Origin of the sequence: Brevibacterium sp. VCM10 (assembly GCF_000583215.1) — a bacterium.
Classification (GTDB): Bacteria; Actinomycetota; Actinomycetes; order Actinomycetales; family Brevibacteriaceae; genus Brevibacterium; species Brevibacterium linens.
This window is the reverse complement of the sequence record NZ_JAJB01000010.1, coordinates 59,401-83,597: the sequence shown is the minus strand read 5'-3', so window position 1 is coordinate 83,597 and position 24,197 is coordinate 59,401. Positions and strand designations below refer to the sequence as shown.

Below are 24,197 nucleotides of genomic sequence, written 5' to 3'. Positions count from 1 at the left end.
CGCCGTCAGGTAGTAATTAGGGGGATTGGTGGGTGTAGTTGCCGCCGAGGATTGTCGCGCGGACCGGGATCTGTGAGATCTCGTCGGGGGCCACGTCCCGCGGGTGGGTGTCCAGAGCGACGAAGTCGGCGAGCTTGCCTCGGCTCAGTGTCCCCTTGTCGGCGCCCTGACCAGAGGCCTTCGCCGCCTCGACCGTGTAGGCGGCGATCGCCTCATCGACGCTCAAGGCTTCGGCAGCCGAGCCCATGACATCCCCGTCGCGGGTCTTCCGGGTGACATAGGCTTCGATTCCGCGCAGCACATTCCCGTCGGCGCACGGCCGATCCGAACTGCCGGCCATCGGCACACCCGCATCGACGAACGATTTCGCCCGGTAGATCAGGTGCCGCCGGTCCGGTCCGAGCGAGGCGTTCATCCCATCCCCGATGCCGTCGGCGAACGCCGCCTGCGGGGTGACGACGATACCGTGCTCGGCCAGCGTCGCCAGGTGCTCGTCATGGACCAATGCGGCATGCTCGATCCGGTTGGGCACCGCCCGGCGGCCATAGCGCTGCTGCGCCTCGACGATGTTGGCGACCGCGGCATCCACGGCGGCATCACCGATGGCGTGCACGGCCAGCGACCACCCGGAGGCATAGGTGTCGAGGATCTGCTGACGCAGCACCTCCGCGTCGTCCTGCAGATAGCCTGGATGGTCCTTGCCCGCATAGTTCTCCCGCAGCGCCGCGGTCTCGCCGGACAAGGCACCGTCCATGAAGAACTTCACGGGCCCGATCGAGATGAGATCATCGCCGAGGCCGGTGCGCAGTCCCGCATCCAGACCGATGCCGAACCCGTCGGCGGAGTTCGCCGCGATCGGGTGCAGCCCGTCGGCCTGCGGCATGAGCTGAGCCCGCGCCCGCAGCTTGCCCTCTTCCCGAGCCCGCAGGTAGCCGCTGATCTCGATGGGGGAGTGGCCGATCCAACCGTAGGCGATTCCGCATTCGCCGAACGACGTGATGCCTTCCTTCGCATAGTAGGCCGTCGCCAGATCGAGGGCGTCGACGACGGTGTCGAGCGAATACGGGCGGATGAGATCCTGCACCAGCGTCTGCGCGGTCTCTTCGATCAGCCCCGTCGGATGCCCGGCCGCGTCACGGACGACTTTCCCGCCGACCGGCTCCTCGAAACCAGGGTCCAGAATGCCGGCCCGACGCATCGCCTCGGTGTTGGCGATCGCGGCATGACCGGACGTCTGACGCATGAACAGGGGCCGGTCCCCGGTGATCTCGTCGAGGCGAGCCAGGTCCGGATACTGCCCGTCGTAGTCACGGTGGGCGTATCCCGTGGCTTCGATCCATTCCCCGGACGGAGTCGTCGCCGCGGCCTTCTCGAGCGCGGCGTACACATCGGGCAGACCGCCGGGCAGCGCCGTGACATCTACCGAGGCGAGGGTGAGACCGAACCAGGTGGTGTGGCAGTGGACGTCGTTGAAGCCCGGCAGCACCGTCGCCCCGTCCAGGGACTCGACCCGATCGGCCTCAATGCCGTCGAGCTCCTCATCGAAGCCGATGATCCGGTTGCCCCACACCCCGATCTTCTGCGCCCGCGGGCGCGTCGGATCAAGCGTGTAGGCGTCGAGGTCGGTGAAGATCGCGTCGATTCTCATACCGCCACCTTAGTCAGATTCGCACGTCGTCCGCTCCACCGTTCACACCCGCCGCTCGCCCCGGCCCGTTCACACCAGCCTGTTCACACCTGCAGTTCACGGCAGGCGCGCCCCGCGAACGGTCGGATCCGTGATGCAGTGGACGAGCGAGAGCCCCTTGTGTGCCAGCGCCTGTTCGAAGGCGTCGCGGAAGTCCTCGGTCCGCTCGACGCGGATGCCGAGCCCGCCGAACGCCGTGGCCATGGCTGCGAAATCCGGATTCTTAAGCGCCGTGGCCGTGGCCCGGCCCGGATATTCGCGGTCCTGATGACCGCGGATCGTGCCGTAGACCGAATTGTCGTTCAGCACCACTGTGATATTCGCGCCGTACTGGACGGCCGTGGCCATCTCCTGCCCGTTCATGAGGAAATCCCCGTCGCCGGCGATGCAGAACACGGCCCGCTCCGGGTGGACGAGCGCGGCGGCGACGGCGGCCGGCAACCCGAACCCCATCGATCCGTTGCGCGGGCCCAACGCCGAGGGGAACCCGTGCGTGGGCAGGAACCTGGTCGCCCAGCCGGAGAAGTTCCCCGCCCCGTAGGTGATGATCGCGTCGTCCGGCAGCAGGTCGTGCACATGGACGAATGCTTCGTCCATGTCGACGAATCCCGCCGAGGCGGCCGACCCCGAGTCTGCCACCTGCGGTGTCCGCCACGCCTCGAGTTCGGCCCGGGCCTCGGCGACCCAGTCCGGCAGCGGCACGGCATCCCCGGCGGCCTCGGACAGGGCATCGCCGAGCGGCGGTTCGTCGATCGACCCGTCGGAGGACACCGAATAGGTGCGAGTTCCCTCCTCGGTGAACAGGGATTGGGCGAACCGGCCGACCGAGGTGACGATGTGCTGGTCGAGACGACCGAAATGGCCGTGCGCATCGGCGTCGGGTCCGATGACGACGGTGCGCTGGTCGACGCCGTTGGTGAACCCGTCGGTGGCCACATCGGTGCGGACACAGCCCAAGAAGATGTGCAGGTCCGCCTCGGCGAGGACTCGCTTCGCCACGGGGGCCGCACCATAGCCCAGGATGCCGAGGAAATTCGGGCTGTCGTGGTCGATGCCGTCATAGGCGCGGAAGGTGCCGAGCACGCCGAGGCCGCGGTCGCGTGACCATTGGGCGATGCGCCGCGAGGTCGACGGGGACCAGTCCTCCCCGCCGATGATGAGCACGGGACGGTCGGCGGCGGTGATGCGGGCGCGCAGCTCCGTGACGTCCCCGGCGTACGGTGAGGCCGAACCGTGCACACGTGGGGGCAGCACCGTCCCCGACGTCGGGCGGACGAGAACCTCTTCGGGCAGGCCGACGATGACGGGACCGGGCCGCCCGGTCACGGCGGTGTGCATGGCGTCGACGACCACCTCGGCGGCCTTATCGGGATCGTCGAGGGTGAGCACCTTCTTCGCGGTCGAGGAGAACCAGCCGTCCAGGTCGAATTCCTGGAAGGATTCGCGGCCGCGATGGTCGGTGGGGATGAGGCCGACGAAGACGACGAGCGGGGTCGCATCCTGGAATGCGGTGTGGACGCCGACTTTGACGTTCGCCGCACCGGGACCACGCGTGACCATGGCGATTCCGGGCACTCCGGTCATCCGCCCCTCGGCGACGGCCATATATGCGGCCCCGCCCTCCTGGCGGCAGACGATCGGGGTGATCGACGAATCGCGGAGACCGTCGATGACATCGAGATACGACTCGCCGGGAACCAGATAGGTACGCGAGACTCCGTGTGCTTCGAGTTCCTCGACGATGAGATGACCTGCAGTAAGAGACGCGGAGGTGTCCATACCCCATGCTTATCATTCTTTTGTCTCATTCGGTCACCGTCGGACCCATTCGGACCCGCAAGGTCGTATGATCGTGCAACAACGGAATCAGTGCGGCTCTCCGCCTGAGCCCGTGAGCAGGGACGCGTCGCCGTTCCGGCGACGAACGACGACTGACAGCCAGGAGGCTCACGCATGACCGGCATCGACTCCGACCATCCATCGGCTTCGGCGATCTCCACCACCGGCGACGGTGGTCCTGGTGGGCGCAGGCGAGCAGGATTCCAGTCGAAGCCGCGCAAGGCCAATCTCGAACGCGACCCGGGGATGCCTGCGAGCACCTGGCGACTGCGCTCGGATGCCTGGGAGTACCTCAAGTTCGCGATCAAGCGGCTGGCCGCCAGCGGAGGGGACTTCTCGATGATCGCCGAGGACGGGGAAGTCTGGCGGTCCCTGCGTTCACTGCGGACGATCGAACTCTACTGGGGCGGCTTCGGGCAGCGCTATGTCGAAGAGATCACCGACCTGCTCTCGGGTGGGGAGTTCGACCGGGCCCACGACATGATCACGCGGGCGGTCAACCGGCTGCGCGGAACCACGGTGCCCGATGTCGGCGAGGACGACCTGACCGAGGACGAGCGCGCCGAACTCAAGGATCGGCAGGATTCCCGTCCTCGCTTCGAGGTCCTCATCGTCGACGAAACCACCGAAGGCGGTCGCGACGAACTCCATTCCGATCTGCTCAGGCTCCGCAACCCCACCGACCAGTTCATCTACGACTACGTCATCGTCCCGACCGCCGACGACGCCGTCGCAGCGGCACTGACGAACCCGAACCTGCTCGCCTGCGTCATCCGCCCCGGCTTCACCGACCACACCCGTGAGGTCCTCAGTCGTGACCTGCGCGATGCCGTGGCGTTTGCCCACGAGACGACGAAGGCGTCCCCCACCGGTCCGATGAGCCCGCTGAACTCGGTGCGACGGGTGCTGCGGCTGGCCGATACTCTCGCGAACCTGCGTCCCGAACTCGATCTCTACCTCATGGCAGGTGCGCACATCGAAAGCCTCGCCGGGGCCCTGACGCATCGGTTCCGTCGCGTCTTCCGCCGCGAGGACCAGTTCGAACTCCATCTGTCCCTGCTGCGCCGCGCTCAGCATCTCTACGACACCCCCTTCTTCGATGCGATCCGGGAGCATGCGCGGCGCCCGGCCGGCGTCTTCCACGCACTGCCTGTCTCTCGCGGCGGTTCGGTCGTCGGATCGAAATGGATCGGGGACTTCGTCGACTTCTACGGCCTCAACCTGCTGTTGGCCGAGTCCAGTGCCACCTCGGGCGAGTTGGACTCTCTGTTGGCGCCGGTGAAGACCCTGAAGAAGGCGCAGCTGCTGGCCGCCCGGGCCTACGGTGCCAAACGCACCTACTTCGTCACGAACGGGACGTCGACGGCGAACAAGATCGTCCACCAGGCCGTCGTCTCACCCGACGAGGTCGTCATGGTCGACCGCAACTGCCATAAGTCCCACCACCATGCGCTCATGCTCACCGGTGCGCGCACCGCCTACCTCGAGGCGTACCCGCTCAACGACGTCGCTTTCTACGGTGCGGTGCCGTTGAACCGGATCAAGCAGCTCCTGCTCGACTACCGTGCGGCCGGTCGCCTCGATGAGGTGCGGATGATCACCCTGACCAACTGCACCTTCGACGGGATCGTCTACGACCCGTACAAGGTCATGTCGGAATGCCTGGCGATCAAACCCGACCTCGTCTTCCTCTGGGACGAGGCCTGGTTCGCCTTCGCACGGTTCCACCCGGTCACCCGCAAACGCACCGCCATGGTCGCTGCCGAACGACTCGAGGAGACGCTGGACACCAATGCCCACGCCGCCGCGTACCGAGAGCAGCGCAAGCGCCTATTCGATCCGGAGACCGGGGCTCCGGCACCCGACGAGGTGTGGTTGGCCGAGGACCTGCTGCCGCCGCCGGACGCGACGATCCGGGTGTACGCGACGCAGTCGACGCACAAGACGCTGACCGCGCTGCGCCAGGGTTCGATGATCCACGTCTACGATCAGGAGTTCTCCTCCGGCGCCGAGGAGGCCTTCCACGAGGCGTACATGACGCACACCTCGACGTCGCCGAACTATCAGATCCTCGCCTCCCTCGACCTCGGTCGCAGGCAGGTGGAGCTGGAGGGCTTCGCACTCGTGCAGAAGCAGCTCGATCTGGCCATGAGCCTGTCCTCGGCGATCGCTCGGCATCCGCTTCTGAAGAAGACCTTCCGGGTGCTCACCGCCGCCGACCTCATCCCGGAAGAGTACCGAGTCACGGACCGGACCATGCCTCTGCGCGACGGGCTGTCGACGATGTGGAATGCGTGGGTCACGGACGAATTCGTCGTCGATCCCAGTCGCATCACCGTCGAGATCTCGGGGACGGGCGTCGACGGGGACACGTTCAAGCACGAGCATCTCATGGACCGCTACGGCATCCAGGTGAACAAGACGAGCCGGAACACGGTGCTGTTCATGACGAACATCGGCACCTCACGCTCGGCCGTCGCCTACCTCATCGAGGTCCTGGTCAAGCTTGCCGGGAAGTTCAATGACCCGCATGAGCTGCAGGCACAGGACGCGCTGACCGAACCCGCCGCGGTGATGCCGCCGCTGCCGGACTTCTCCGCCTTCGCCCCCGAATACTCCGCCGAGGTGCCGGCCGACGACCCGTCGAAACAGCTGCCCGACGGCGATCTGCGCACCGCCTACTATGCGGGTCTGCGTCGGCAGAACATCGAGCACGTGCTGCCGCATGAGCTGCGACGCCGCGTCGAGAACGGAGAGCAGCCGGTCTCGGCCGGATTCGTCACTCCGTACCCGCCCGGATTCCCGGTGCTCGTGCCCGGACAGGTCATCACCGCCGAGGTGCTCGACTTCATGTCGGCGCTCGACACCCGAGAGATCCACGGCTACGACTCCCGCCAGGGCTACCGCGTCATCCTCAAAGAGGTTCTGGAGAACTGAGCGAGAAAGGCGAGGCGATCGACCGTGCCGACCGCTCGGCTTACCGTCGAGAGCATACGTCAGCCTCGTGCAATCTCGCCGACCGCTCACGTCAGCGTCGAGCGCGCGCCGTATAGCTTGATACAGCGACGGTAACGTGAGCGGTCGGCGAGATCGCGGTTATCCCAACTGGCCGGGGTGGAGGACGCGGGAGAGGAAGTCCTTCGTCCGCTGCTCGGCCGGGTTGCCGATGACGTCCTTGGCAGGTCCTTCCTCGACGACGACCCCGCCGTCCATGAAGACCACGCGGTCGGCGACCTGCCGGGCGAACTCCATCTCGTGAGTGACCACGACCATCGTCATTCCCGCCTCGGCGAGGTCGCGCATGACCTGGAGGACGTCACCGACAGTCTCCGGGTCGAGTGCGGAGGTCGGTTCGTCGAAGAGCATGACATCGGGGTCCATGCTCAGCGCCCGGGCGATCGCGACCCGCTGCTGCTGCCCGCCGGACAGCGATCCCGGTTTGGCCTCCATCTTCTCGGAGAGCCCGACCTTCGCCAGGTTGGCTTCGGCGACTTTGTTCGCCTCGGCCTTCGATCGCCCCAGGACCTTCGTCTGCGCGATCGTGAGGTTCTCACGCACGGTGAGGTGGGCGAAGAGGTTGAAGGACTGGAAGACCATGCCGATGCGGGTGCGGGCGGCGTCGATGTCGAGATCGAGGTCGGTCATGTCCATGCCGTCGACGACGATCGAGCCGCCGGTGGGAGTCTCGAGTGTGTTGATGCAGCGCAGCATCGTCGACTTCCCGGAGCCCGAGGGCCCGATGACGCAGACGACCTCGCCCTTGTCGACGTCGAGGCTGATGTCGGTGAGGACCTGGTTCGTGCCGAAGCTCTTCTGGAGGCTGCGGATGGCGATGATCGGGGCTGCGGTCGCGCGCGCCGAGGCGGTGGGGACATTCATCATTTCACTCCAGAATCTGCGGAACCGTACTTCTTCTCCAGCACCCGCGACAGGTACGACAGCGGAACCGTGATGATGAGGTAGCACAGTGCGATGACGATGAAGGGGGTGAGATTGGCGGTGTTGACGATCTCGGCGCGGCCGAGTGCTGCGAGCTCACGACCGTCGACCGAGGAGCCGAGGATATAGGCCAGAGACGAATCCTTTGTCAGCAGGATGAGCTCGTTGGTCAGAGGCGGCAGGATGATGCGCATCGCCTGCGGCAGAACGATCGTGAACATCGCACGTGACGATGACATGCCCAGCGACCGGGCGGCTTCGATCTGTCCCTTCGGCACCGCTTGGATGCCGGCGCGGATCGTCTCGGCCATGTACGCCGAGGACACGAGGCCGAGGGCGATCATGATGATGACGAGCTGCGGGAGGATGAATCCGGGGAAGGCGACAGGCAGCCCGAAGCCCATGACGAGGAAGACGACGAGGGCCGGCAGTCCGCGGAAGAACTCGATATAGATCGTCGCCAGCCACCGGTAGACACCGACCGAGGACAGGCGCATGAGGGCGACGACGAGTGCGATCGCCAGACCGAGGGCGAAGCCGAGGAGGGTGAAGACGACCGTGTTCTTCAACGCGCCCGTGATGACTTCGGGGAACATGCCGATGGCGATGTCGGCCCGTCCGAATGTGTCGATGAGTGTCGGCCAGTCGGCGACCAGCGCGATGATGATCGCGATGACGACGAGGACGGCGTACTGAATGCCGCGGGAGAGCTTCGCCTTCTGGCGCTTGCTCATCTTCGCTTTCGGAGTGGTGGTGGCGACGGGGACGGCGGGGCCGGTCGGGCGGCCGTCCTCTGACGCGGAGGGAACTGACATGGGTGCTGTCCTTCGAAGACGGTGGCGGGGATACCCGCCGAGGTACGTGCCGTGAGAGACGGAAGAGACTCAGGCAGGTCGGTCGATTTCAGCCGAACGGGCGGCCCGCTGCAACGACAAGTCGCAGCAGGCCGCCCATTCGCAGGCAATCACTTCGGAGCGTCGCCGAACCACTTCTCGTAGATTTTGTCGTACTCGCCGTTGTCCTTGATCTCCTTGATCGTGTCGTCCACGGCCTTCTTCATCTCGGTGTTGCCCTTTTTCATCGAGATGCCGTAATGCTCATCGGTCTGGATGTCGAAGCCGATCGCAAAGCCCTCGTTCTCGTTGTTGTAGTTGTACAGCACGCCGTTGTCGTTGATGACGGCATCGACCTGTCCGGTCTTGAGCGCTTCGAGCGAGAGCGGCAGATCTTCGTAGGTGATGACCTCGGAATCCTTGAAGTTCTCCGTCGCGTAGTCGAGGCCGGTGGTACCGGCCTGAGCGGCGACCTTGAAGCCCTTGAGGCCTGCCTCGTCCTCAGCGGTCTTGTCTTCCTTCGTCAGGATCGCCTGGTTCGCATCGAAGTACGGCTCGGAGAAGTCCGTGGCTTCTTCGCGTTCGGGGGTGATCGTCGTCGCCGCTGCAGCCACGTCGCATTTGTTCTGGTTGAATTCCGCACCCGAGGTGATCGTCTCGAACGAGGTGTTGATGATCTCCTGCTCGACACCGAGCTTCTTCGCCACGGCGTCGACGATATCGACATCGAAGCCGACGACCTCGCCGTCCTTCTCGAACTGGAAGGGCTGGTAGGACAGATGGGTGCAGGTGGTCAGCTTGCCTTCTTCGACGACGGGCACCCCGCCCTCGGCGGTGGATTCGCCTCCACCTCCGCAGGCGGACAAGGTGAGCAGGGCGCCGACGGCCGCAATGGCCAGGCTCGAGCGTCGTTTCATGGTTCCTCCAGGAGATCGGTGACTGGTGAGTCACGTACGCGGTCCGCTCTGACGTTGCAGTCTGAGCAGTATCTGCGAGAAATCCTACCGTGAACTGGGTCACACTCATGTTGCATCGATGATCGCCGAGGTGGTTGTGACGAAATCGTAGTGTTGCCGTGTATGCGGGCGACCGGCCTGAGCCGCCGGCCGCGGACGCGAAAGGGCCCGACCGACGACAACGTCGGTCGGGCCCTCGGGGCATTGGTCGAGCTCGGCAGCCTCAGCTGAGCTGGTCCTCCATGTCGATCTCCGAGGTGTCCTTGGCCAGCCACAGGGCAATGATCGTGAGGATCGCTGCGGCGATGATGTAGAGGCCGCAGTAGACGATCGACCCTCCTTCGGCCTGCCACAGTGCGACCATGGCGAACGGTGCGGGACCGGCCCCGATGACGCTGGACATGTTGTAGGAGATCGCCGATCCGGTGTAGCGGACGTTGGCGGGGAAGAGCTCCGGCAGGTATGCAGCCATCGGTCCGAAGGTCAGCCCCATGAGGATGAAGCCGACGATGAGGCCGATGATGACTCCCGGGGTGCCGGCATTGAACAGGGCATTGACGACGAGTCCGTAGGCCGCGATGAGCACGGTCACACCCAGCAGCATCTTCCGCCGACCCAGCTTCTCGGCCAGAGGTCCGGAGACGACGGTGAAGATTCCGAAGAACACCACTCCGATGATGAGGTAGGTGAGGAACTCGTTCTTCGTGTACCCCAGCCCCGCGACGAAGCCTGCGGGATCGAAGGAACTCCCTGCCGCCTCGGCGAGGGACTGCGCCTGTTCAGGGGTGGCCGGTGAGGTGCCGTAGGTGAGGGTGAACGCGGTCATGAAGTAGAAGATCACGTAGGTCGCGAGCATGATGAAGGTACCGAGGATGAGCGGCTTCCAGCTCGTGGCGAAGACCCGTCCGAGTGGGGCCTTCGAGATCTGCTGCTTCTGCGCGACGAGCTGGAACGCCGGGGTCTCCATGAGCGACATGCGCACGTAGAGGCCGACGGCCACGAGCAGCGCCGAGAGCAGGAACGGGATGCGCCAGCCCCAGGCGAGGAACGCTTCGGGGGAGGTCCAGGTGCCGAGGGCGACGAAGAGCAGGTTCGCGATGATGAAGCCGACGGGGGCGCCGAGCTGAGGGAACGTGCCCCAGATGGCACGCTTGCCCTTCGGGGCATTCTCGGTGGCCAGCAGGGCCGCGCCCGACCATTCGCCGCCGAGGCCGACGCCCTGGCAGAAGCGCAGGAGGACGAGGAACAGCGGCGCGAGGACGACCCAGCCCGGGGTGCTGGCGGTCGGCAGCAGGCCGATGAGGAAGGTGCCGATGCCCATGATGAGCAGGGAGGCGATGAGCGTCTTCTTCCGGCCGATGCGGTCACCGAAGTGACCGAAGATGATCGAGCCGAGGGGGCGGGCGACGAAGGCGACGCCGAAGATCGCGAACGAGCTCAGCAGCTGAGTCGTCGATGTCTGGTTGGGGAAGAAGAGGGCCGGGAAGACCAGCGAGGAGGCCGTGGCGTAGGCGTAGAAATCGAAGAACTCGATCGTGGTGCCGACCATCGAGGCGGTCAGGACCTTGCCGCGGGTGTTGTTCTTCCGAGTCGCCGCGATTGCGTCGTCGACTCCGGGTGCCGAGGAGGGATTCTCCGGCTGTGTTTCGGTGGACATGGTGGTGGTGCTCCGCTGTTTCGTGAGTGCAGGCGCGGGCGGGTGGTCCGTGCCAATGGAAAGGCCGTCGGAGCTGTGTCAGGCACAGCGTCGACGGCGACGAATAGACACTACGCCCGTCTCACGAAACGCGATTTCCGAGTCTCACTAATTGGGACTACTAGGTGGTCGAAGTGTTCTGGACAACTCGGACCGGACCGCCGGGCCACCGGGCGCTGAGTCCGCCCGGCGCTCAATTCTGAGCCGTGACCTCGGTGATCGTCACTTTCTCCTTGGGTGCGCCGTCGCCGGCGCCGGAGTCCGTGCCCTTGGCCGCGATGTCGGCGACGGTCGTCGTGCTCTTCTCGTCCAGCTGCCCGAACACCGTGTAGTCGGGCGGCAGGGAGCTGTCATCGTAGACGACGAAGAACTGGGAGCCGTTCGTATCGGGCCCGGAGTTCGCCATGGCCAGAGTCCCTGCCGGGTAGGTCTCGGAACCGTCGAGCTCATCGGGGAACGAGTATCCGGGACCGCCCGAGCCGGTGCCCGTGGGGTCGCCGCACTGGAGGACGAAGATGCCTTCGGTGGTCAGTCGGTGGCAGTCGGTGTCGTCGAAGTACTTCTGCGCGGCCAGCGACAGGAAGCTGTTGACGGTGCACGGTGTGCGGTCGGCATCGAGAGTCACTGCGAGGTCCCCGACGTTGGTTGCGATGGTGGCGTCGACAGTGCCCTTCGCCTCCGGTTCCTCTGCCGGTGCGTCGACGTCCTTCGCGCCCGCCTGCGAATCCGCGGGGTACGAGCAGGTGCCCGCTGCCGCCGAGGAGTCGGATTCGGCTGCGGAGCCGCTGGAATCACCCTCGGAATCAGACGATCCGCATGCGCTCAGCAGCAGAAGAACGAGGACGGCGAAGGCCGCCAGTGCCAGCACAACGGCTGACTGCGGACGACGGGTCAGGGCATGAGAGCGACTCTGCGCGAAGTGATCCATGCGTTCATCGTATCGGCACTGTCATCGAGACACGGGCACAACGTCGAGACACGGGCGCGCGCATGCGTTTCTCGACACGCAGCCCGTGTCTCGGCGCGGCCCGGCACTCAGGTCTCGACGGAGGTGCGGGTGCTCGGTTCGGGGGAGCCGCCTCGGCGCAGGAAGATCGCGATGGAGATGACGATGAGTCCGGACAGGCACAGGGCCACGCCCACCCAGGCCGGTGCTCGGTAGCCGAGGCCGGCGGTGATGACGATTCCGCCGAGCCATGCGCCGAGCGCATTGGCGAGGTTGAAGGCGGCGTGGTTCATGGCCGCGGACAGGCTCGGGGCGTCGTGGGATTCGCGGAATAGGCGCATCTGCAGGGCCGTGGTGATCATCGACCCGGAGATGCCGATGAGGAAGAGCGCGATGATCGCAATGGCCGCGATGTGGGTGAAGGCGCCGAAGGCGGCGAGCACGAGGGCCGAGAGGATCATGCCGCCGGTGGCCGAACGCTCGATGGACTTGTCGACGAGAGGTCCGGCGATGAGGGATCCGGCTGTCATACCGAGGCCGTAGACGGCGAGCACCCAGGGGATCGCGACGCCAGGGACGCCGGCGACGTCGGTCATGGTCGGGGTGATGTAGGTGTAGACGGCGAACATTCCGCCGAAGCCCACGGAACCGGCAACGAGGGTGAGGATGATCTGGACCCGGCCGAGAGCCTTGATCTCGCCTCGGGCCGAGGGAACCTCGCCGGCTCCGACACTCACGCGCGGCACGCCGACAGCGACCATGATGACGGTGAGCAGTCCCAGGCCGGCGACGAGAGCGTAGGCGCTGCGCCAGCCGAACATATTGCCCAGGGCCGCGGCGAAGGGCACGCCGAAGATGTTCGCGATCGTCAGGCCGAGCATCACTCGTGACATGGCCCGGCCGCGGCGATTGGCCGGGACGAGGGAGGCGGCGACGACCGCTCCGATGCCCAGGTAGGCTCCGTGCGGCAGGCCGGAGACGAAGCGTGCGATGTTGAACAGCCCGGCCGTCGGGGCGAGCATCGAGGCGAGGTTGCCCAGAGCGAAGAGCCCCATCAGGCACAGGAGCAGCAGCTTGCGGTCCATGTGTGCTGCGACGGTGGTGATCAGCGGAGCGCCGACGACGACGCCGATGGCGTAGAACGACACCGCATGCCCGGCCTGGGGGACTGTGATGCCCAGCTCCTCGGCGATCATCGGCAGCAGGCCCATGGTCGCGAATTCGGTCACTCCGATGGCGAAGGCGCCGATCGCCAGGGCGAAGACAGCGAACTTGTAGACTCCGCGGGAGACCGGGGCATCACTCATGGGGCTCCTTCAGGGCAGGCGAGATGGGGAAGGCAACCGCACCAGCCTATTGTCCATCAGCTCTGCCCGGTAGTCCTGAGGACGCAATGTGACGATTCGAACAGCCTCAGTCCGCGTTCTCCTCGGCTTCGTATTCGGCCAGGGCCCGAGAGGCGACGGAGAAAGCGGTGTTCGCGCTCGGCACGGAGCAGTAGATCGCCGACTGGAGGAGAACCTCCTTGATCTCGTCGCGGGTGAGTCCATTGCGCAGCGCGGCCTTGACGTGCATCGCCAGTTCGGCTTCGTGGCCTCCGGCGATCATCGCCGTGAGCGTGATCGCCGAGCGCATGCGCCTCTCGAGGCCCGGCCGGGTCCAGATCTCTCCCCAGGCGTAGCGGGTGATGAGGTCCTGGAAGTCGCTCGTGAAGTCATCGACCTTCGCATTCGCGCGGTCGACATGGGCATCGGAGAGCACCTGCCGCCGCACAGTCATTCCGGCCTCGCGCACCTGGTCACGGCTGGCCTCTCGCGGACCGGACGCCGTGGGCAGGTCGGCTTCCGAATCGGCCGCGGCAGTTGCGCCCGCACCGCCGGTGCCGCCGGCCCCTGCGCCGAGGCCCTTGCCCTGCAGGAAATCAGCGAGCAGGCCCGCGGTCACGACCGGAGCCTCGGCCGGGACGAGGTGGGCGGCGCCGTCGATGACTTCGAGGAGGGCACCGGGAACTCCGTTTGCGATCTCGGCGAGCTTCGTCGCCGGAGTCGGCTGATCCTGTGAACCGGCGACGGCCAGCAGGGGACGCGAGATCTCGGACAGGCGCGCGCGGACATCGAAGTCGGCCAACGCATAGCAGAGAGAGGCATAGGAGAAGCGGTCAGCGTCCTGCAGCGAGTGGAGGAGTGCAGCCGAGGCATCCGGTTCCCGGTCCATGAACCCTTCCCCGAACCACCGCTGGGCCGAACCGATGACCTGCGTCGGGGTGCCCGAGGTCGCCACCGTCTGGGCGCGTTCCTCCCAGGCCGAGGCCTCACCGATCTTCGCGCCCGTGCAGAAGACGGCGATGCGGCCGAAGCGGTCGCCGTGGTCGAGTGCCAGCTGCAGGGCGGTGGCGCCGCCGATCGAATCACCGGCGAGGTCGACGGGAGCGCCGGGCCCGGCCACATCGGGAAGGACCCGATCCAAGGTGGCCAGGACCGCTTCGGCGAGGTCGGACATCGTGATCCGTGGGGCCACCGACGTCCCCGCGGGGACATCGATCGGAGCCGAGTGACCATGGCCGGGCAGGTCGATGCCGATGACCGTCGTCTCCGGGCTGAGCGCGGAGAGCTCGGTGGCGGCCTGCTGCCACAGGGCGGCCGCGGACGTGCCCAGGGAAGGCAGGACGACGAGCACCCGGGCGTCATCGGCAGGGGCGGCGGGGGCGGCAAGAACGGATGCGGTGAGGTCCATGGGTGTCACTTTCTTCGGTCGGTTCTCAAGTCGAAATGCGGGTGTCAGTCAAAGGGCGGCAGGTCGATCTCCTGCGGTCCGGAGCTGTTGATGGTCGCCAGGATGGACCGGCGGATGTCCTCGGCCTCACCGAGGTAGGACTCGGGGGTGAAGAAGCCCTCGATACCGTCATCGTCGCCGATCTCGGCTCGGAGTGCGGCGACGGGGTCGGATCCGGGGGCGATGATGGCTGCCCGGGCGTCTTTGCCGATCCGGTCGCCGAAGACGATGCCGAGCTTCTCCCCGTAGATCCCAGGGGACGAGGCATCGAGGTTCGCGCGCATGGCCTCAGCATTGACGCGCAGGCCCGCGACCATCTCGTCGAGCATGATGAGCGAGGAGATCGCCAGGGTCATGAGCTCGGACAGAGCCGGCCATTCGGCATGCCAAGCGCCGTCGGAGCGTTCTTCGATGGCTTCGGCGGCGGCCGTGGTCAGCGTCGACAGCGATCCGGGGACGCGCATTCCGTTGCGGTGGAGCAGCACCGCCGAGGTGGGGTTCGACTTGTGCGGCATCGTCGAGGATCCGCCGGTCGACGTCAGGGACAGCTCACCGATCTCGGGGCGCACGCCGATGAGGACGTCGCGCGCGATGGAGGCCCCGACTGTGACGCATTGGGCCAGGTGGGAGCCCCAGGAGAGGATGCGGACGCGATCGGTGTGCCAGGGGACGGGGATCTGGGCGAGCGCCGCATCGGGGCCGACCATCTGCACGTGGAATTCGCGCAGCAGGGAGTCGGTGGAGTCGCCGGCGAACCAGCGGATCGCGGCACGGGTGCCGGCGGCCCCGCCGACCTGCACATAGTCGACGTAAGGTGCCTGGCCTTGGACTTCATTGACCTCCGCGGCCCAGGCTGCGGCCTTGAGTCCGAAGGTCGTCGGCAGCGCCGGCTGCGTGAGAGTGCGGGCCAGGCACAGGGTCTTCGCGTGTGTGTCGGAGAGTTCGACGAGGGAGGCGCCGATGACTTCGAGCCTGGCCTGCATCTGCCGTACGACGCGGGAGACGAGCAGACCGATCGCTGTATCGATGACGTCTTGGCTGGTCAGCCCCCGGTGCAGGCAGCGTGAGGCTTCGGGGGAGAGTCGGGAGCGGACGAGCGCGAGGAACGGGATGAGCGGGTTGCCGCCGGATTCGGCGGCCTCACCGAGGGACTCGAGCTCGGTGTGATCGTCCGTGAGCGTGCGGATCGTGGCATCGATGGCGGCGGCCACCTCGGCGCGGATCTCCGACGACACCAGCCCCACCCGTCCCTGCGCGACGATCCATGCGGTCTCGACCTGGCCGATCGCAGTGATGAACGCGGCGTCGTCGATGGCTTCGGATCCGCGCAGATCGCCGGGGGCGAAGAGGAACCGGGTGTGGGCGGTGTCGGTCATGTCGCGTCAGTCCTCGTGGCTGGGAAAACGGAGGAAGGGGGTTTCCTCCTCACCCTGCAACCGTATGTCGAAGTGCAGCGATCCGTCAGCCCCTCGAGTGGCGATGAGGCGGGAGCGCTCGTCGTCGTCGAGCGAGGACAGGAGCGGGTCGGCGGTCAGGGCCGCGGTGTCCTCGGGCAGGTAGATGCGGGTGAACAGTCGGTTGAGCAGCCCGCGGGCGAAGATGACGACGCTGATGAAGGGTGCCTTGCCCGCCTGGGTGGGGCCGGGATCGACCGTGGAGAAGCTGAACTCGCCTTCCGGGTCGACGGCGGCGCGGCCGAAGCCGGTGAAGGTGAAGCCGTTGCGGCGCAGCGATCCCGTCTCGCGGGGGACAGCGCCGTGCTCATCGGGCTGCCAGATCTCAAGAATGGCATCGGGGACCGGGTCACCGGCTCCGTCATAGACGGTTCCTGTCAGCTGCACGGCGCGAGCCGAGCCTGGCGGGACGAGCTCATTATCGTGCTCGAAGGGCAGCGCGTAGCCGTAGAACGGGCCGACGGTCTGGCCCGGGGTCGGCGTGAGATCAGGGGGCGTGGGGGTGTCAGTCATCGTCCTCTTCTTCCATCCAGGTCCGGTTGGCGCCGGTGAGCACGATGTCCCAGTTGTAGCCCATGAGGAATTCGTGCTCGGTGATGTTGTGGTCATAGGTCGCCACGAGGCGGTCGCGGGCCTTTTGATCGGTGATCGACTGGTAGATCGGGTCGAGGGCGAAGAGCGGATCCCCGGGGAAGTACATCTGGGTGATCATCCGCTGTGTGAACTCGGACCCGAACAGCGAGAAGTGGATGTGGGCCGGTCGCCAGGCGTTGTGGTGGTTCTTCCACGGGTAGGGGCCCGGTTTGATCGTCGTGAACGAGTAGGAGCCGTCGTCGCCGGTCAGGGTGCGGCCGACGCCGGTGAAGTTCGGGTCGATCGGGGCCGGGTGCTGGTCGCGTTTGTGGATATAGCGTCCGGCCGAATTTGCCTGCCAGATCTCGACGAGCTGACCCCGCACGGGGCGTCCTTCGCCGTCGAGGACCCGACCGGTGACGCGGATGCGCTCGCCGATGGGTTCGCCGTCGGCCTGGATCGTCAGGTCGGATTCGAGGGTGCCGATGTCCCGGTGCCCGAAGGCGGGGGAGAAGAGCTCGATCGTCTCGGGGTCGGTGTGGCGGGGATCTTTCGTCGGGTGGCGCAGGATCGATGACCGGTAGGGCCGGTAGTCCAGGCGCGGCTGGGTCTCGGGCTTCTTGCCGTCGGCGACATCATTCTTGTACTGCGCTTCGATGCCGTCGATCTCGGCAGACAGTGTCGCCTGGGATTCGGCGGCGTCGTCGGGGCCTTTCACGGTCTGATCGTCGGTGTCCGAGGACTGGTGCTGACTCATCGTCGAACCTTTCTTCGTCTCTTCGTCGGTTGACATCGTGGTGGGGTCGTGGCGGCTCAGCCGTGAGGCCAGCCGGTGTAGCACTCGGCGAGGTAGCGGCGACCGTGGTCGGATTCGAGGATGGACCGGAGCTCGCCGAGGCTGCGCTTCGTTTCGAAGGCATCCTGAGTCGGGTCGGTGTGGAGCATCCGTGTCATCTGGTACGAGAAGTTCTGAGCCTTCCACACGCGTTTGGTCGCGGTCTGCGAATAGCCGGCCAGCGCCTCGGCGTCGGAGTCCTTGAGCGCCGTGATGAGAGCGGGTGCGAGCACCGCGACGTCGGCGAAGGCGAGGTTGAGACCCTTCGCTCCTGTCGGTGGGACGGTGTGGGCGCTGTCGCCGGCGAGGAACATCGAACCGTGCTGCATCGGCTCGGTCACGGCCGAACGGAAGGGAAGCACGGTCTTGTCGAAGATCGGCCCGGTCTTGAGCTCGAAGCCGTCGGGGCCGTCGACGCGGGCCTGGAGTTCGGTCCAGATGCGGTCATCGGACCATTCGGCCACGTCGGTGTCGGGGGAGGCCTGGAAGTACATGCGCTGGACATTGTCGGAGCGCTGGGAGATGAGTGCGAAGCCGCGTTCGGAGCGGGAGTAGATGAGGACTTCGTGGCTGGGCGGGGCTTCGCAGAGGATACCGAACCAGGCGAACGGGTACTCGTGGAAGTAGCGCTGCCGGGTGCCGTCGGGGATCATCGAGCGGCACGGTCCGCGGGAGCCGTCGGCGCCGACGACGTAGCGGGCGTCGATGCGCAGTTCATCGCCGCCCTCGGTGGTGGCAGTGACCCACGGGCGGTCGGTTTCGACATCGCCGAGGCGGGTGTCCGTGACCGAGTAATAAGTAGGGCGACCGGTCCGTTCGCGGGCGGCGGAGAGGTCGACGAAGATCTCGTTCTGGGGGTAGAGCCAGACGGATTCGCCGACGAGTTCGGGGAAGTCGAAGTGGTTCGAGGTGCCGTTGACTCGGATGTCGATGCCGTCGTGGCGGTGCCCGTGACTGTGGACACGGGATTCGACGCCTGCGGCCTCGAGCATGCGCACCGATCCTGCTTCGAGGATGCCGGCGCGGTGGGTGTGGGCGATGTCGTCGCGGCTGCGGTTGTCGATGACGACGGATTCGATGCCTGCATTGTGCAGCAGATGCGCGAGCATGAGTCCTGCGGGTCCGGCTCCGACGATCGCAACGTCTGTCTGAAGTTGTGCCACCTTGGCCTCCTTGCCTTCTGTCTTCTCAACAGTGTGCGCCGAGTCACGGACACGAAGCGATGGCGTTCTCAATGAATGAGAGTGAGGTGCTTCTGGAGGTGCGGTGGGGTGGGCTGAGAGCGCCGAGGCGGCCTCTTGGTAACCATTTAATAACAGATCACAGAAGTGGTGTCTAAAAGTGTCTTTAAAGTAATGCAGCAGTCACAATGAAGTCATTCCCCGATTCACTTCTTTGTGACCTTGGTGCCGGTGCGCCGCAGAACAGAGGCGCTGATGCGCCGCAGATGAGGAGTCATTGTGACGACAACCAAGACGCGTTCGCGCAAGTTCAAAGCCATCCTCGCCGGTGGCATCGTCCTCGGCGTCGGCGCTGCCGTGACGCTGGCGGCCTGGACCGACGATGAGTGGGCTGAAGGCACATTCGGTGCCGGCTCGTTCAACGTTCAGGGCAGCACCAACGGAACCGACTTCGCCGATCATGAGAGCAGTGACGGTGCTGCGGCATTGACCTTCGACCTCGACGGTGGTACCAACATGTCGCCCGGCGAAACCGTGGCGGCACCTTTCGTGCTCCAGCTTGACGGGCCGACGAGCTACGACGCGACCGTCGCTCTCACCTCGGCGGCAGGTGGCGGGGACAACGCTGCGGCGCTGACCTACGCGATCGTTCAGGTCGCCTCGGTAGGGGACTGCTCGGCCACCGCAGAGGGTACTTCGATTGTGCCCGAGGGAACGGCGCTGGACTCGACCACGGGAGCTGCTGATTTCAACCTCACCGCGGGCGCAGACAATGCGACCGGCGACCCGGTCACTCTGTGCTTCCAGGTCACTGCCGGTGACTCGCTGGAGCAGGGGCAGAACACCACTGCGCAGTGGGAGTTCACCGCGACCTCGGCTGAATGACGACGCTGAGCTGATCGATGAGGTCGCTTCTGCCGACGCTGCTTAAATTCTTCTCGTCCCGGCGGGTGTCTGAGGACGCCCGCCCGGTCAGTCGACGGCAGATGCGTCAGCGACAGCAGCTGCGAGGCCGCCGCATCAAAGCGATTCTCGCTGGCGGCCTCGTCTTCGGCGTGGGCGCGACGGACACGGTCGCCGCGTGGACTGACTCCGAGGAAGCTTCAGGTTCGTTCGGGGCCGGACGATTCAATATCGAACTCTCGGTTGACGGCGAATGGGCCGATACCAGTGAGGCGAAGTTTGACGTCAGCAATATGTTCCCCGGGCAGAAGACGTATCTTCCGGTGCTGGTGAAAACGACCACGACGACAACTTTTGACGGGAACTTGACCGTCACTAACGACGGGGCCACAGGGGACGCTGACGGCATTGTTGATCACCTCTTGTACCGCGCAGTGACGAAGTCGGATTCTGACGGCTATCCGGAACAGTTTGACTGTGGCGAGTCTGCGTTCGACGGTGAAGCGACGTACGTCTTCGGGGCTCAGAACGCTTCGGGGTTGCGGCTGAACACAACGGCTGCGCAGAACGATATCTCAGAGGTGAAAGTGGCTGGCCAGGCAGGGCCGACGAGGGTCTATTGCTTCGAAGTCACCCTCGCGGACGACACCCCGAGCGCTGCACAAGGTTCGTCGGCCTCGAACACCTGGACGTTCGACGCCGAGTCCGTCGCGCCGGAGAACTGACCATGGCGGCGAAGAACAGCGTGGGTTCATGGCTGGGCGGGGCTGTGCTCAACATCCTCGCGGTTCTCGGCGTGGTCTGCATCGTGCTCGTCATCCTCAGCTTCGTGTTCAACGTGTCGATCATCATGTTCAAAACCGGGTCGATGAGTCCGACGATCCCGGCCGGATCGGTCTCTCTTGTTCGTGAGATCCCCGCAATGGACATGAAGGTCGGTGACATCGTTACCGTCGATCGCGGTGAGAAGGTCCTGCCGGTGACCCACCGTGTCACCGAGATCCAGAGCAGTGACGACTCCACCGGTGCCGTGACCTTTGAGATGAAGGGCGACGCGAACGCCGAGAACGACCCTGACCCCTACACTGCCGAGACCATCCGGACGGTGATGTTCTCCGTTCCCGGGATTGCTCCGATCCTCCAGCAGTGGCGCAATCCGTTCCTGCTCGGCGGAATCACGATCGCGGCGAGCCTCCTCGTCGTGTGGGCCTTCTGGCCGCGGCGCGATGAGGACGACGATGACGCCCTCGCCGAGGCAGCCCGCCCTCGTGCGCGGTCACCGCGGCACGCGGTCGCGCTGCCGGTGGTGATGGCCGTGGCCGTCGGAGGGCACGCAGTGCCGGAGGCATCGTTCGCCGAGGATGTCCCCGGCGCAGGTGCGGACCATGACGTGTCCGCGTCGGCAGAAACGACGGACGACATCCTGCGTATGCGTGATTTCGGCGATGCCGAGAAGATGCGCAATCTCGGGCCAGGGGCATCGGCGAAATGGACGGTCGATATCTGGGCTGATGCTCCCGAAGCCGGAAATATAACGGTCTCGATCGGGTCTGGAGTGTCGACTGAGGCTTTGGCCGATTCGCTGTTCATCGACGTGCGGTCATGCAAGATGACCGAAGCGGAAGCCCCGTGTCCGACCGGCTCGGAACTGCTGGCCAGCGGGATGTTGCTCAGCGAATTGGAGTCCGCAGCCGACGGAGGGCGCAAGCTGTTGGACATGGACAGCGAGGACTCTCGCCGAGTCGAAGTCACCGCTACTCTCGACGCCGGGGCCGATGCTCAGGCGGTTGCTGGTTCCACGGCGGGGGTGCGTGTGCTCGCTGAAGGCCTTGGCGACGAGGTCTCGACGGGGCCCGGAGATCCGGGTGACCCCAGTGATCCTTCTGGGCCAGGTGATTCTGACTCTGATTCCGATGGTGACAAATCTGGTGATCTCCCGCGGACCGGAATCGACGGTTGGCAGTGGATTCTGCTCGCTGCGTTCCTGCTCGTGGTCACTGGTTCGGCAATCGTCTCGAGAACGCGGAAAGCGAGGGTGTCGTGACAGGCAGAACTTCGCCGCGGCCATCATGGAAACGAGCCCGTCTGTTGTTGGGGGTCGTCGCCTTGCTCGCCCTCGTCGCGGGTCCGGTCGCGGTCAACGGCACGCTCGCAGGGTGGACTGATTCGAAGACGAGCCAGGGGGATCTGAGCGCGGCAAAAATCCCTGCTCCGGAACTGACTCAAGACTGCCAATTCCGTCCCGGCGTGCTCGGCCTGGGTGCTCGCGTGCGGATCTTCTGGCGGCTGCCCGATGGCTATCAGCTCGACGACATCGTCGTGAAAGCGTCGACGAGCGGACTCGGATCAGTCCTAGCGCCGTTGGCCGGATTCAACTTGAGCGGGAACACCACCTCAAATGGCAATGGCACATATACGACGGACGTGCCCACCAACCTCCTAGGCGGCCTGCTGGGTCTGGGGAGTGAGCTGGAGATCGCCTTCGTCGTTGAACACGAGAGCGGCTGGCAGTCGGATGCCGCCGCTGTGGCGAGCAATGCAGGACTGATAGCCGGAATCGGCGGGAACTGTCGCAATCTGACTTCCTAGCATCCTCCCCGGTTGACTCGCCTCCGATTGTTGAGCAAAATGGGCCACTGTTGTGTTCGTCCGCGAACCTGCCGTGAACAGAAAGCAGCTCAATGATCATTACCGGACTCATCGTCGGCCTCGTCCTCGGATTCGTCCTCCAGCGTGGGCGTTTCTGCGTGACCGGGGCCTTCCGCGACCTCTCCCTGACGGGGAACACGCGCTGGTTCTCAGCCCTCATCGTCCTCATCGCAGTCCACTCCATCGGCTTGTTCCTGCTCAACAGCTTCGGGGTCATCAGTCTTGAGGCCGCACCGTTCCCGTGGTTGGCCTCGATCGTCGGCGGACTGATCTTCGGCTTCTCCATCGTCTTCGCCGGAGGCTGCGCGACGGGCACGTACTATCGTGCCGGCGAGGGCCTCGTCGGCAGCTGGTTCGCCCTCATCTTCTACGCGCTGTTCTCCGCCGTGATGAAGCTCGGCCCGCTCGCCGGCTTCACCGACGGAATCCGCTCGATCACCCTGGACAACGGCACCCTGCAGGCGAGCACCGGGCTGAGCCCCTGGGTCTTCGTCGCCGTCATCTCAGCGATCGCCATCTGGCTGGCCGTCCATCACAATCGCAAACTCAAGGCTCCGATGGCTACTCTGCCGCCGCGCAAGACCGGCCTGGCGCACCTGCTCACCGAGAAGCGCTGGAACCCCTTCGCCACCGCCGTGGTCATCGGCATCATCGCCACGATCGCCTGGCCGCTCTCTGCCGCCACGGGCCGCAACTCCGGTCTGGGCATCACCACCCCCTCGGCGAACCTCACCGGGTTCCTCACCACCGGTGACACACAGCTCATCGACTGGGGTGTCATGCTCGTCATCGGCATCCTCGTCGGCTCCTTCATCGCCGCCAAGGCCTCCGGCGAGTTCCGGGTCCGCGTGCCGGACAAGGGCACGATCATCAAGTCGATCATCGGCGGAATCGGTATGGGCGTCGGCGCGGCCATCGCCGGCGGCTGCACCGTCGGCAACGCCATGGTCTCGACCGCCCAATTCGAATACCAGGGCTGGGTGTCCATGGTCTTCATGATCGCCGGCGCCGGAATCGCGGCGAAGGCCACCATCAAACCGAAGCAGTCGCAGGTCGCAGCGCCTGCGGCAGAAAGCAGGACAGTATGAAGCAAGTACTCGAAACCGACGGCCAGGTCTGCCCCTTCCCACTCGTCGAAGCCAAAGAGGCGATGAACGGTCTCACCGCCGGTGACGAACTCGTCATCAACTTCGACTGCACCCAGGCCACCGAGGCGATCCCGCAGTGGGCCGCCGAGAACGGCTATCCCGTCACCCACTTCGACCGGGTCACCGAGGCCAGCTGGACCATCACCGTCCAGAAGGCCTGACTCACGGAAGAACCCAGCCACATCGGCCGGCGCAGCTGAAAAGCTGCGCCGGCCGATGTGCATTGTCAGTGCCGATGTCTAGACTCAAGACATGAAGATCACGGTTCTCGAAGGCGATATCACCGAGGTGGCCGTCGACACGATCGTCAACGCCGCGAATTCGTCCCTGCTCGGTGGCGGCGGGGTCGACGGAGCCATCCACCGCGCGGCCGGTCCCGCGCTGCTCGAAGCCTGCCGCGAGGTCAGGCAGTCGACCCATGTGCGCGGTCTGCCGCCGGGCCAGGCCGTGGCAACCGCGGCGGGAGATCTGCCCGCCCGCTGGGTCATCCACACGGTCGGACCGAACCGGAACGCGGGCGAGGCGGACCCGGAGGTCCTCGAGTCCTGTTTCGAATCGAGCCTCAGCCTCGCCGAGGAGCTCGGTGCGACCTCGATCGCGTTCCCCGCGATCGGCGGCGGAGTCTACGGCTGGTCACCCAGAGACGTCGCCGAGGCGGCGCACAGCGTCATCGTCGACGGCCGATCCCGCGGGCGCTGGGAATCGATCGATGAGATCCAGTTCGTCCTCTTCAGCGATCAGATGACGAGCGTGTTCTGTCAGGTCTTCGACCACGATCAGTGGTGA

21 protein-coding genes are annotated in these 24,197 nt (G+C 65.6%); 8 read left to right on the top strand and 13 right to left on the bottom strand.

Annotated elements, in window-relative coordinates; all coding sequences use genetic code 11:
- Window positions 1–16 precede the first annotated feature (16 nt).
- Together AD89_RS0102680 and AD89_RS0102675 are read right to left on the bottom strand one after the other, a co-directional pair.
- Window positions 17–1,648 (bottom strand): amidohydrolase, encoded by a 1,632-nt coding sequence (locus AD89_RS0102680; protein ID WP_025777065.1) that lies wholly within the window; start codon window positions 1,646–1,648, stop codon window positions 17–19.
- A 96-nt stretch (window positions 1,649–1,744) separates the two neighbouring features.
- Window positions 1,745–3,466, bottom strand: a complete 1,722-nt coding sequence (locus AD89_RS0102675) for a thiamine pyrophosphate-dependent enzyme (protein WP_025777064.1) — start codon at window positions 3,464–3,466, stop codon at window positions 1,745–1,747.
- A 174-nt stretch (window positions 3,467–3,640) separates the two neighbouring features.
- Here AD89_RS0102675 and AD89_RS0102670 point away from each other — a divergent pair, with 174 nt between their 5' ends.
- Window positions 3,641–6,463: an aminotransferase class I/II-fold pyridoxal phosphate-dependent enzyme gene (locus AD89_RS0102670; protein WP_025777063.1), complete on the top strand. Its 2,823-nt coding sequence runs from the start codon at window positions 3,641–3,643 to the stop codon at window positions 6,461–6,463.
- Window positions 6,464–6,622: 159 nt separating this feature from the next.
- Here the strand turns inward: AD89_RS0102670 and AD89_RS0102665 are convergent, their stop codons facing one another.
- The 11 genes from AD89_RS0102665 to AD89_RS0102610 form a co-directional block, all read right to left on the bottom strand.
- Entirely contained in the window at window positions 6,623–7,405 is a 783-nt protein-coding gene (locus tag AD89_RS0102665) for an amino acid ABC transporter ATP-binding protein (protein ID WP_025777062.1), read from the bottom strand.
- Window positions 7,405–8,199, bottom strand: coding sequence for an amino acid ABC transporter permease (locus tag AD89_RS0102660; RefSeq protein WP_025777061.1), 795 nt, complete (start codon window positions 8,197–8,199; stop codon window positions 7,405–7,407). The genes AD89_RS0102665 and AD89_RS0102660 overlap by 1 nt, the downstream gene beginning before the upstream one ends.
- 230 nt (window positions 8,200–8,429) lie before the next feature.
- A complete protein-coding gene (locus AD89_RS0102655; RefSeq protein ID WP_025777060.1) occupies window positions 8,430–9,215 on the bottom strand; it encodes a basic amino acid ABC transporter substrate-binding protein in 786 nt (261 codons plus the stop codon).
- Between the two features lie 262 nt (window positions 9,216–9,477).
- Window positions 9,478–10,911, bottom strand: a complete 1,434-nt coding sequence (locus AD89_RS0102645; protein WP_025777059.1) for an MFS transporter — start codon at window positions 10,909–10,911, stop codon at window positions 9,478–9,480.
- Window positions 10,912–11,143: 232 nt separating this feature from the next.
- Window positions 11,144–11,878, bottom strand: coding sequence for a peptidylprolyl isomerase (locus AD89_RS0102640; protein ID WP_025777058.1), 735 nt, complete (start codon window positions 11,876–11,878; stop codon window positions 11,144–11,146).
- 107 nt (window positions 11,879–11,985) lie between these two features.
- Entirely contained in the window at window positions 11,986–13,203 is a 1,218-nt protein-coding gene (locus AD89_RS0102635; RefSeq protein WP_025777057.1) for an MFS transporter, read from the bottom strand.
- A gap of 106 nt (window positions 13,204–13,309) precedes the next feature.
- Entirely contained in the window at window positions 13,310–14,629 is a 1,320-nt protein-coding gene (pcaDC, locus tag AD89_RS20625; protein WP_025777056.1) for a bifunctional 3-oxoadipate enol-lactonase/4-carboxymuconolactone decarboxylase PcaDC, read from the bottom strand.
- Between the two features lie 44 nt (window positions 14,630–14,673).
- Entirely contained in the window at window positions 14,674–16,044 is a 1,371-nt protein-coding gene (locus AD89_RS0102625; protein ID WP_025777055.1) for a lyase family protein, read from the bottom strand.
- A gap of 6 nt (window positions 16,045–16,050) precedes the next feature.
- Window positions 16,051–16,635 carry a protocatechuate 3,4-dioxygenase subunit alpha gene (pcaG, locus tag AD89_RS0102620; protein ID WP_025777054.1) on the bottom strand — a complete coding sequence of 195 codons (585 nt, stop codon included), beginning with the start codon at window positions 16,633–16,635 and terminating at the stop codon, window positions 16,051–16,053.
- Entirely contained in the window at window positions 16,628–17,452 is an 825-nt protein-coding gene (gene pcaH / locus AD89_RS0102615) for a protocatechuate 3,4-dioxygenase subunit beta (RefSeq protein ID WP_025777053.1), read from the bottom strand. The genes pcaG and pcaH overlap by 8 nt, the downstream gene beginning before the upstream one ends.
- A 56-nt stretch (window positions 17,453–17,508) precedes the next feature.
- Entirely contained in the window at window positions 17,509–18,693 is a 1,185-nt protein-coding gene (locus AD89_RS0102610; protein WP_025777052.1) for a 4-hydroxybenzoate 3-monooxygenase, read from the bottom strand.
- A 297-nt stretch (window positions 18,694–18,990) separates the two neighbouring features.
- On the opposite strand from AD89_RS0102610, the gene AD89_RS0102605 reads away from it, so the two are divergent.
- The 7 genes from AD89_RS0102605 (at window position 18,991) to AD89_RS0102575 (ending at window position 24,197) form a co-directional block, all read left to right on the top strand.
- Window positions 18,991–19,596 carry a SipW-dependent-type signal peptide-containing protein gene (locus AD89_RS0102605; protein ID WP_025777051.1) on the top strand — a complete coding sequence of 202 codons (606 nt, stop codon included), beginning with the start codon at window positions 18,991–18,993 and terminating at the stop codon, window positions 19,594–19,596.
- Between the two features lie 17 nt (window positions 19,597–19,613).
- Window positions 19,614–20,339, top strand: coding sequence for a SipW-dependent-type signal peptide-containing protein (locus AD89_RS19840; RefSeq protein WP_025777050.1), 726 nt, complete (start codon window positions 19,614–19,616; stop codon window positions 20,337–20,339).
- Window positions 20,340–20,341: 2 nt separating this feature from the next.
- Window positions 20,342–21,658 carry a signal peptidase I gene (locus AD89_RS19555; protein WP_025777049.1) on the top strand — a complete coding sequence of 439 codons (1,317 nt, stop codon included), beginning with the start codon at window positions 20,342–20,344 and terminating at the stop codon, window positions 21,656–21,658.
- A 62-nt stretch (window positions 21,659–21,720) separates the two neighbouring features.
- Window positions 21,721–22,203, top strand: coding sequence for a hypothetical protein (locus tag AD89_RS0102590; RefSeq protein WP_155807356.1), 483 nt, complete (start codon window positions 21,721–21,723; stop codon window positions 22,201–22,203).
- Between the two features lie 92 nt (window positions 22,204–22,295).
- Window positions 22,296–23,351, top strand: coding sequence for a YeeE/YedE family protein (locus AD89_RS0102585; protein WP_025777047.1), 1,056 nt, complete (start codon window positions 22,296–22,298; stop codon window positions 23,349–23,351).
- Window positions 23,348–23,572: a sulfurtransferase TusA family protein gene (locus tag AD89_RS0102580; RefSeq protein ID WP_025777046.1), complete on the top strand. Its 225-nt coding sequence runs from the start codon at window positions 23,348–23,350 to the stop codon at window positions 23,570–23,572. The genes AD89_RS0102585 and AD89_RS0102580 overlap by 4 nt, the downstream gene beginning before the upstream one ends.
- 91 nt (window positions 23,573–23,663) lie before the next feature.
- Window positions 23,664–24,197, top strand: a complete 534-nt coding sequence (locus AD89_RS0102575; RefSeq protein ID WP_025777045.1) for an O-acetyl-ADP-ribose deacetylase — start codon at window positions 23,664–23,666, stop codon at window positions 24,195–24,197.

Coding starts and splice junctions, on each gene's coding strand:
- AD89_RS0102680 (WP_025777065.1), bottom strand. CDS start 1,648: ATGAGAATCGACGCGATCTTCACCGACCTCGACGCCTACACGCTTGAT.
- AD89_RS0102675 (WP_025777064.1), bottom strand. CDS start 3,466: ATGGACACCTCCGCGTCTCTTACTGCAGGTCATCTCATCGTCGAGGAA.
- AD89_RS0102670 (WP_025777063.1), top strand. CDS start 3,641: ATGACCGGCATCGACTCCGACCATCCATCGGCTTCGGCGATCTCCACC.
- AD89_RS0102665 (WP_025777062.1), bottom strand. CDS start 7,405: ATGAATGTCCCCACCGCCTCGGCGCGCGCGACCGCAGCCCCGATCATC.
- AD89_RS0102660 (WP_025777061.1), bottom strand. CDS start 8,199: ATGAGCAAGCGCCAGAAGGCGAAGCTCTCCCGCGGCATTCAGTACGCC.
- AD89_RS0102655 (WP_025777060.1), bottom strand. CDS start 9,215: ATGAAACGACGCTCGAGCCTGGCCATTGCGGCCGTCGGCGCCCTGCTC.
- AD89_RS0102645 (WP_025777059.1), bottom strand. CDS start 10,911: ATGTCCACCGAAACACAGCCGGAGAATCCCTCCTCGGCACCCGGAGTC.
- AD89_RS0102640 (WP_025777058.1), bottom strand. CDS start 11,878: ATGGATCACTTCGCGCAGAGTCGCTCTCATGCCCTGACCCGTCGTCCG.
- AD89_RS0102635 (WP_025777057.1), bottom strand. CDS start 13,203: ATGAGTGATGCCCCGGTCTCCCGCGGAGTCTACAAGTTCGCTGTCTTC.
- pcaDC (WP_025777056.1), bottom strand. CDS start 14,629: ATGGACCTCACCGCATCCGTTCTTGCCGCCCCCGCCGCCCCTGCCGAT.
- AD89_RS0102625 (WP_025777055.1), bottom strand. CDS start 16,044: ATGACCGACACCGCCCACACCCGGTTCCTCTTCGCCCCCGGCGATCTG.
- pcaG (WP_025777054.1), bottom strand. CDS start 16,635: ATGACTGACACCCCCACGCCCCCTGATCTCACGCCGACCCCGGGCCAG.
- pcaH (WP_025777053.1), bottom strand. CDS start 17,452: ATGAGTCAGCACCAGTCCTCGGACACCGACGATCAGACCGTGAAAGGC.
- AD89_RS19840 (WP_025777050.1), top strand. CDS start 19,614: ATGAGGTCGCTTCTGCCGACGCTGCTTAAATTCTTCTCGTCCCGGCGG.
- AD89_RS19555 (WP_025777049.1), top strand. CDS start 20,342: ATGGCGGCGAAGAACAGCGTGGGTTCATGGCTGGGCGGGGCTGTGCTC.
- AD89_RS0102585 (WP_025777047.1), top strand. CDS start 22,296: ATGATCATTACCGGACTCATCGTCGGCCTCGTCCTCGGATTCGTCCTC.
- AD89_RS0102580 (WP_025777046.1), top strand. CDS start 23,348: ATGAAGCAAGTACTCGAAACCGACGGCCAGGTCTGCCCCTTCCCACTC.
- AD89_RS0102575 (WP_025777045.1), top strand. CDS start 23,664: ATGAAGATCACGGTTCTCGAAGGCGATATCACCGAGGTGGCCGTCGAC.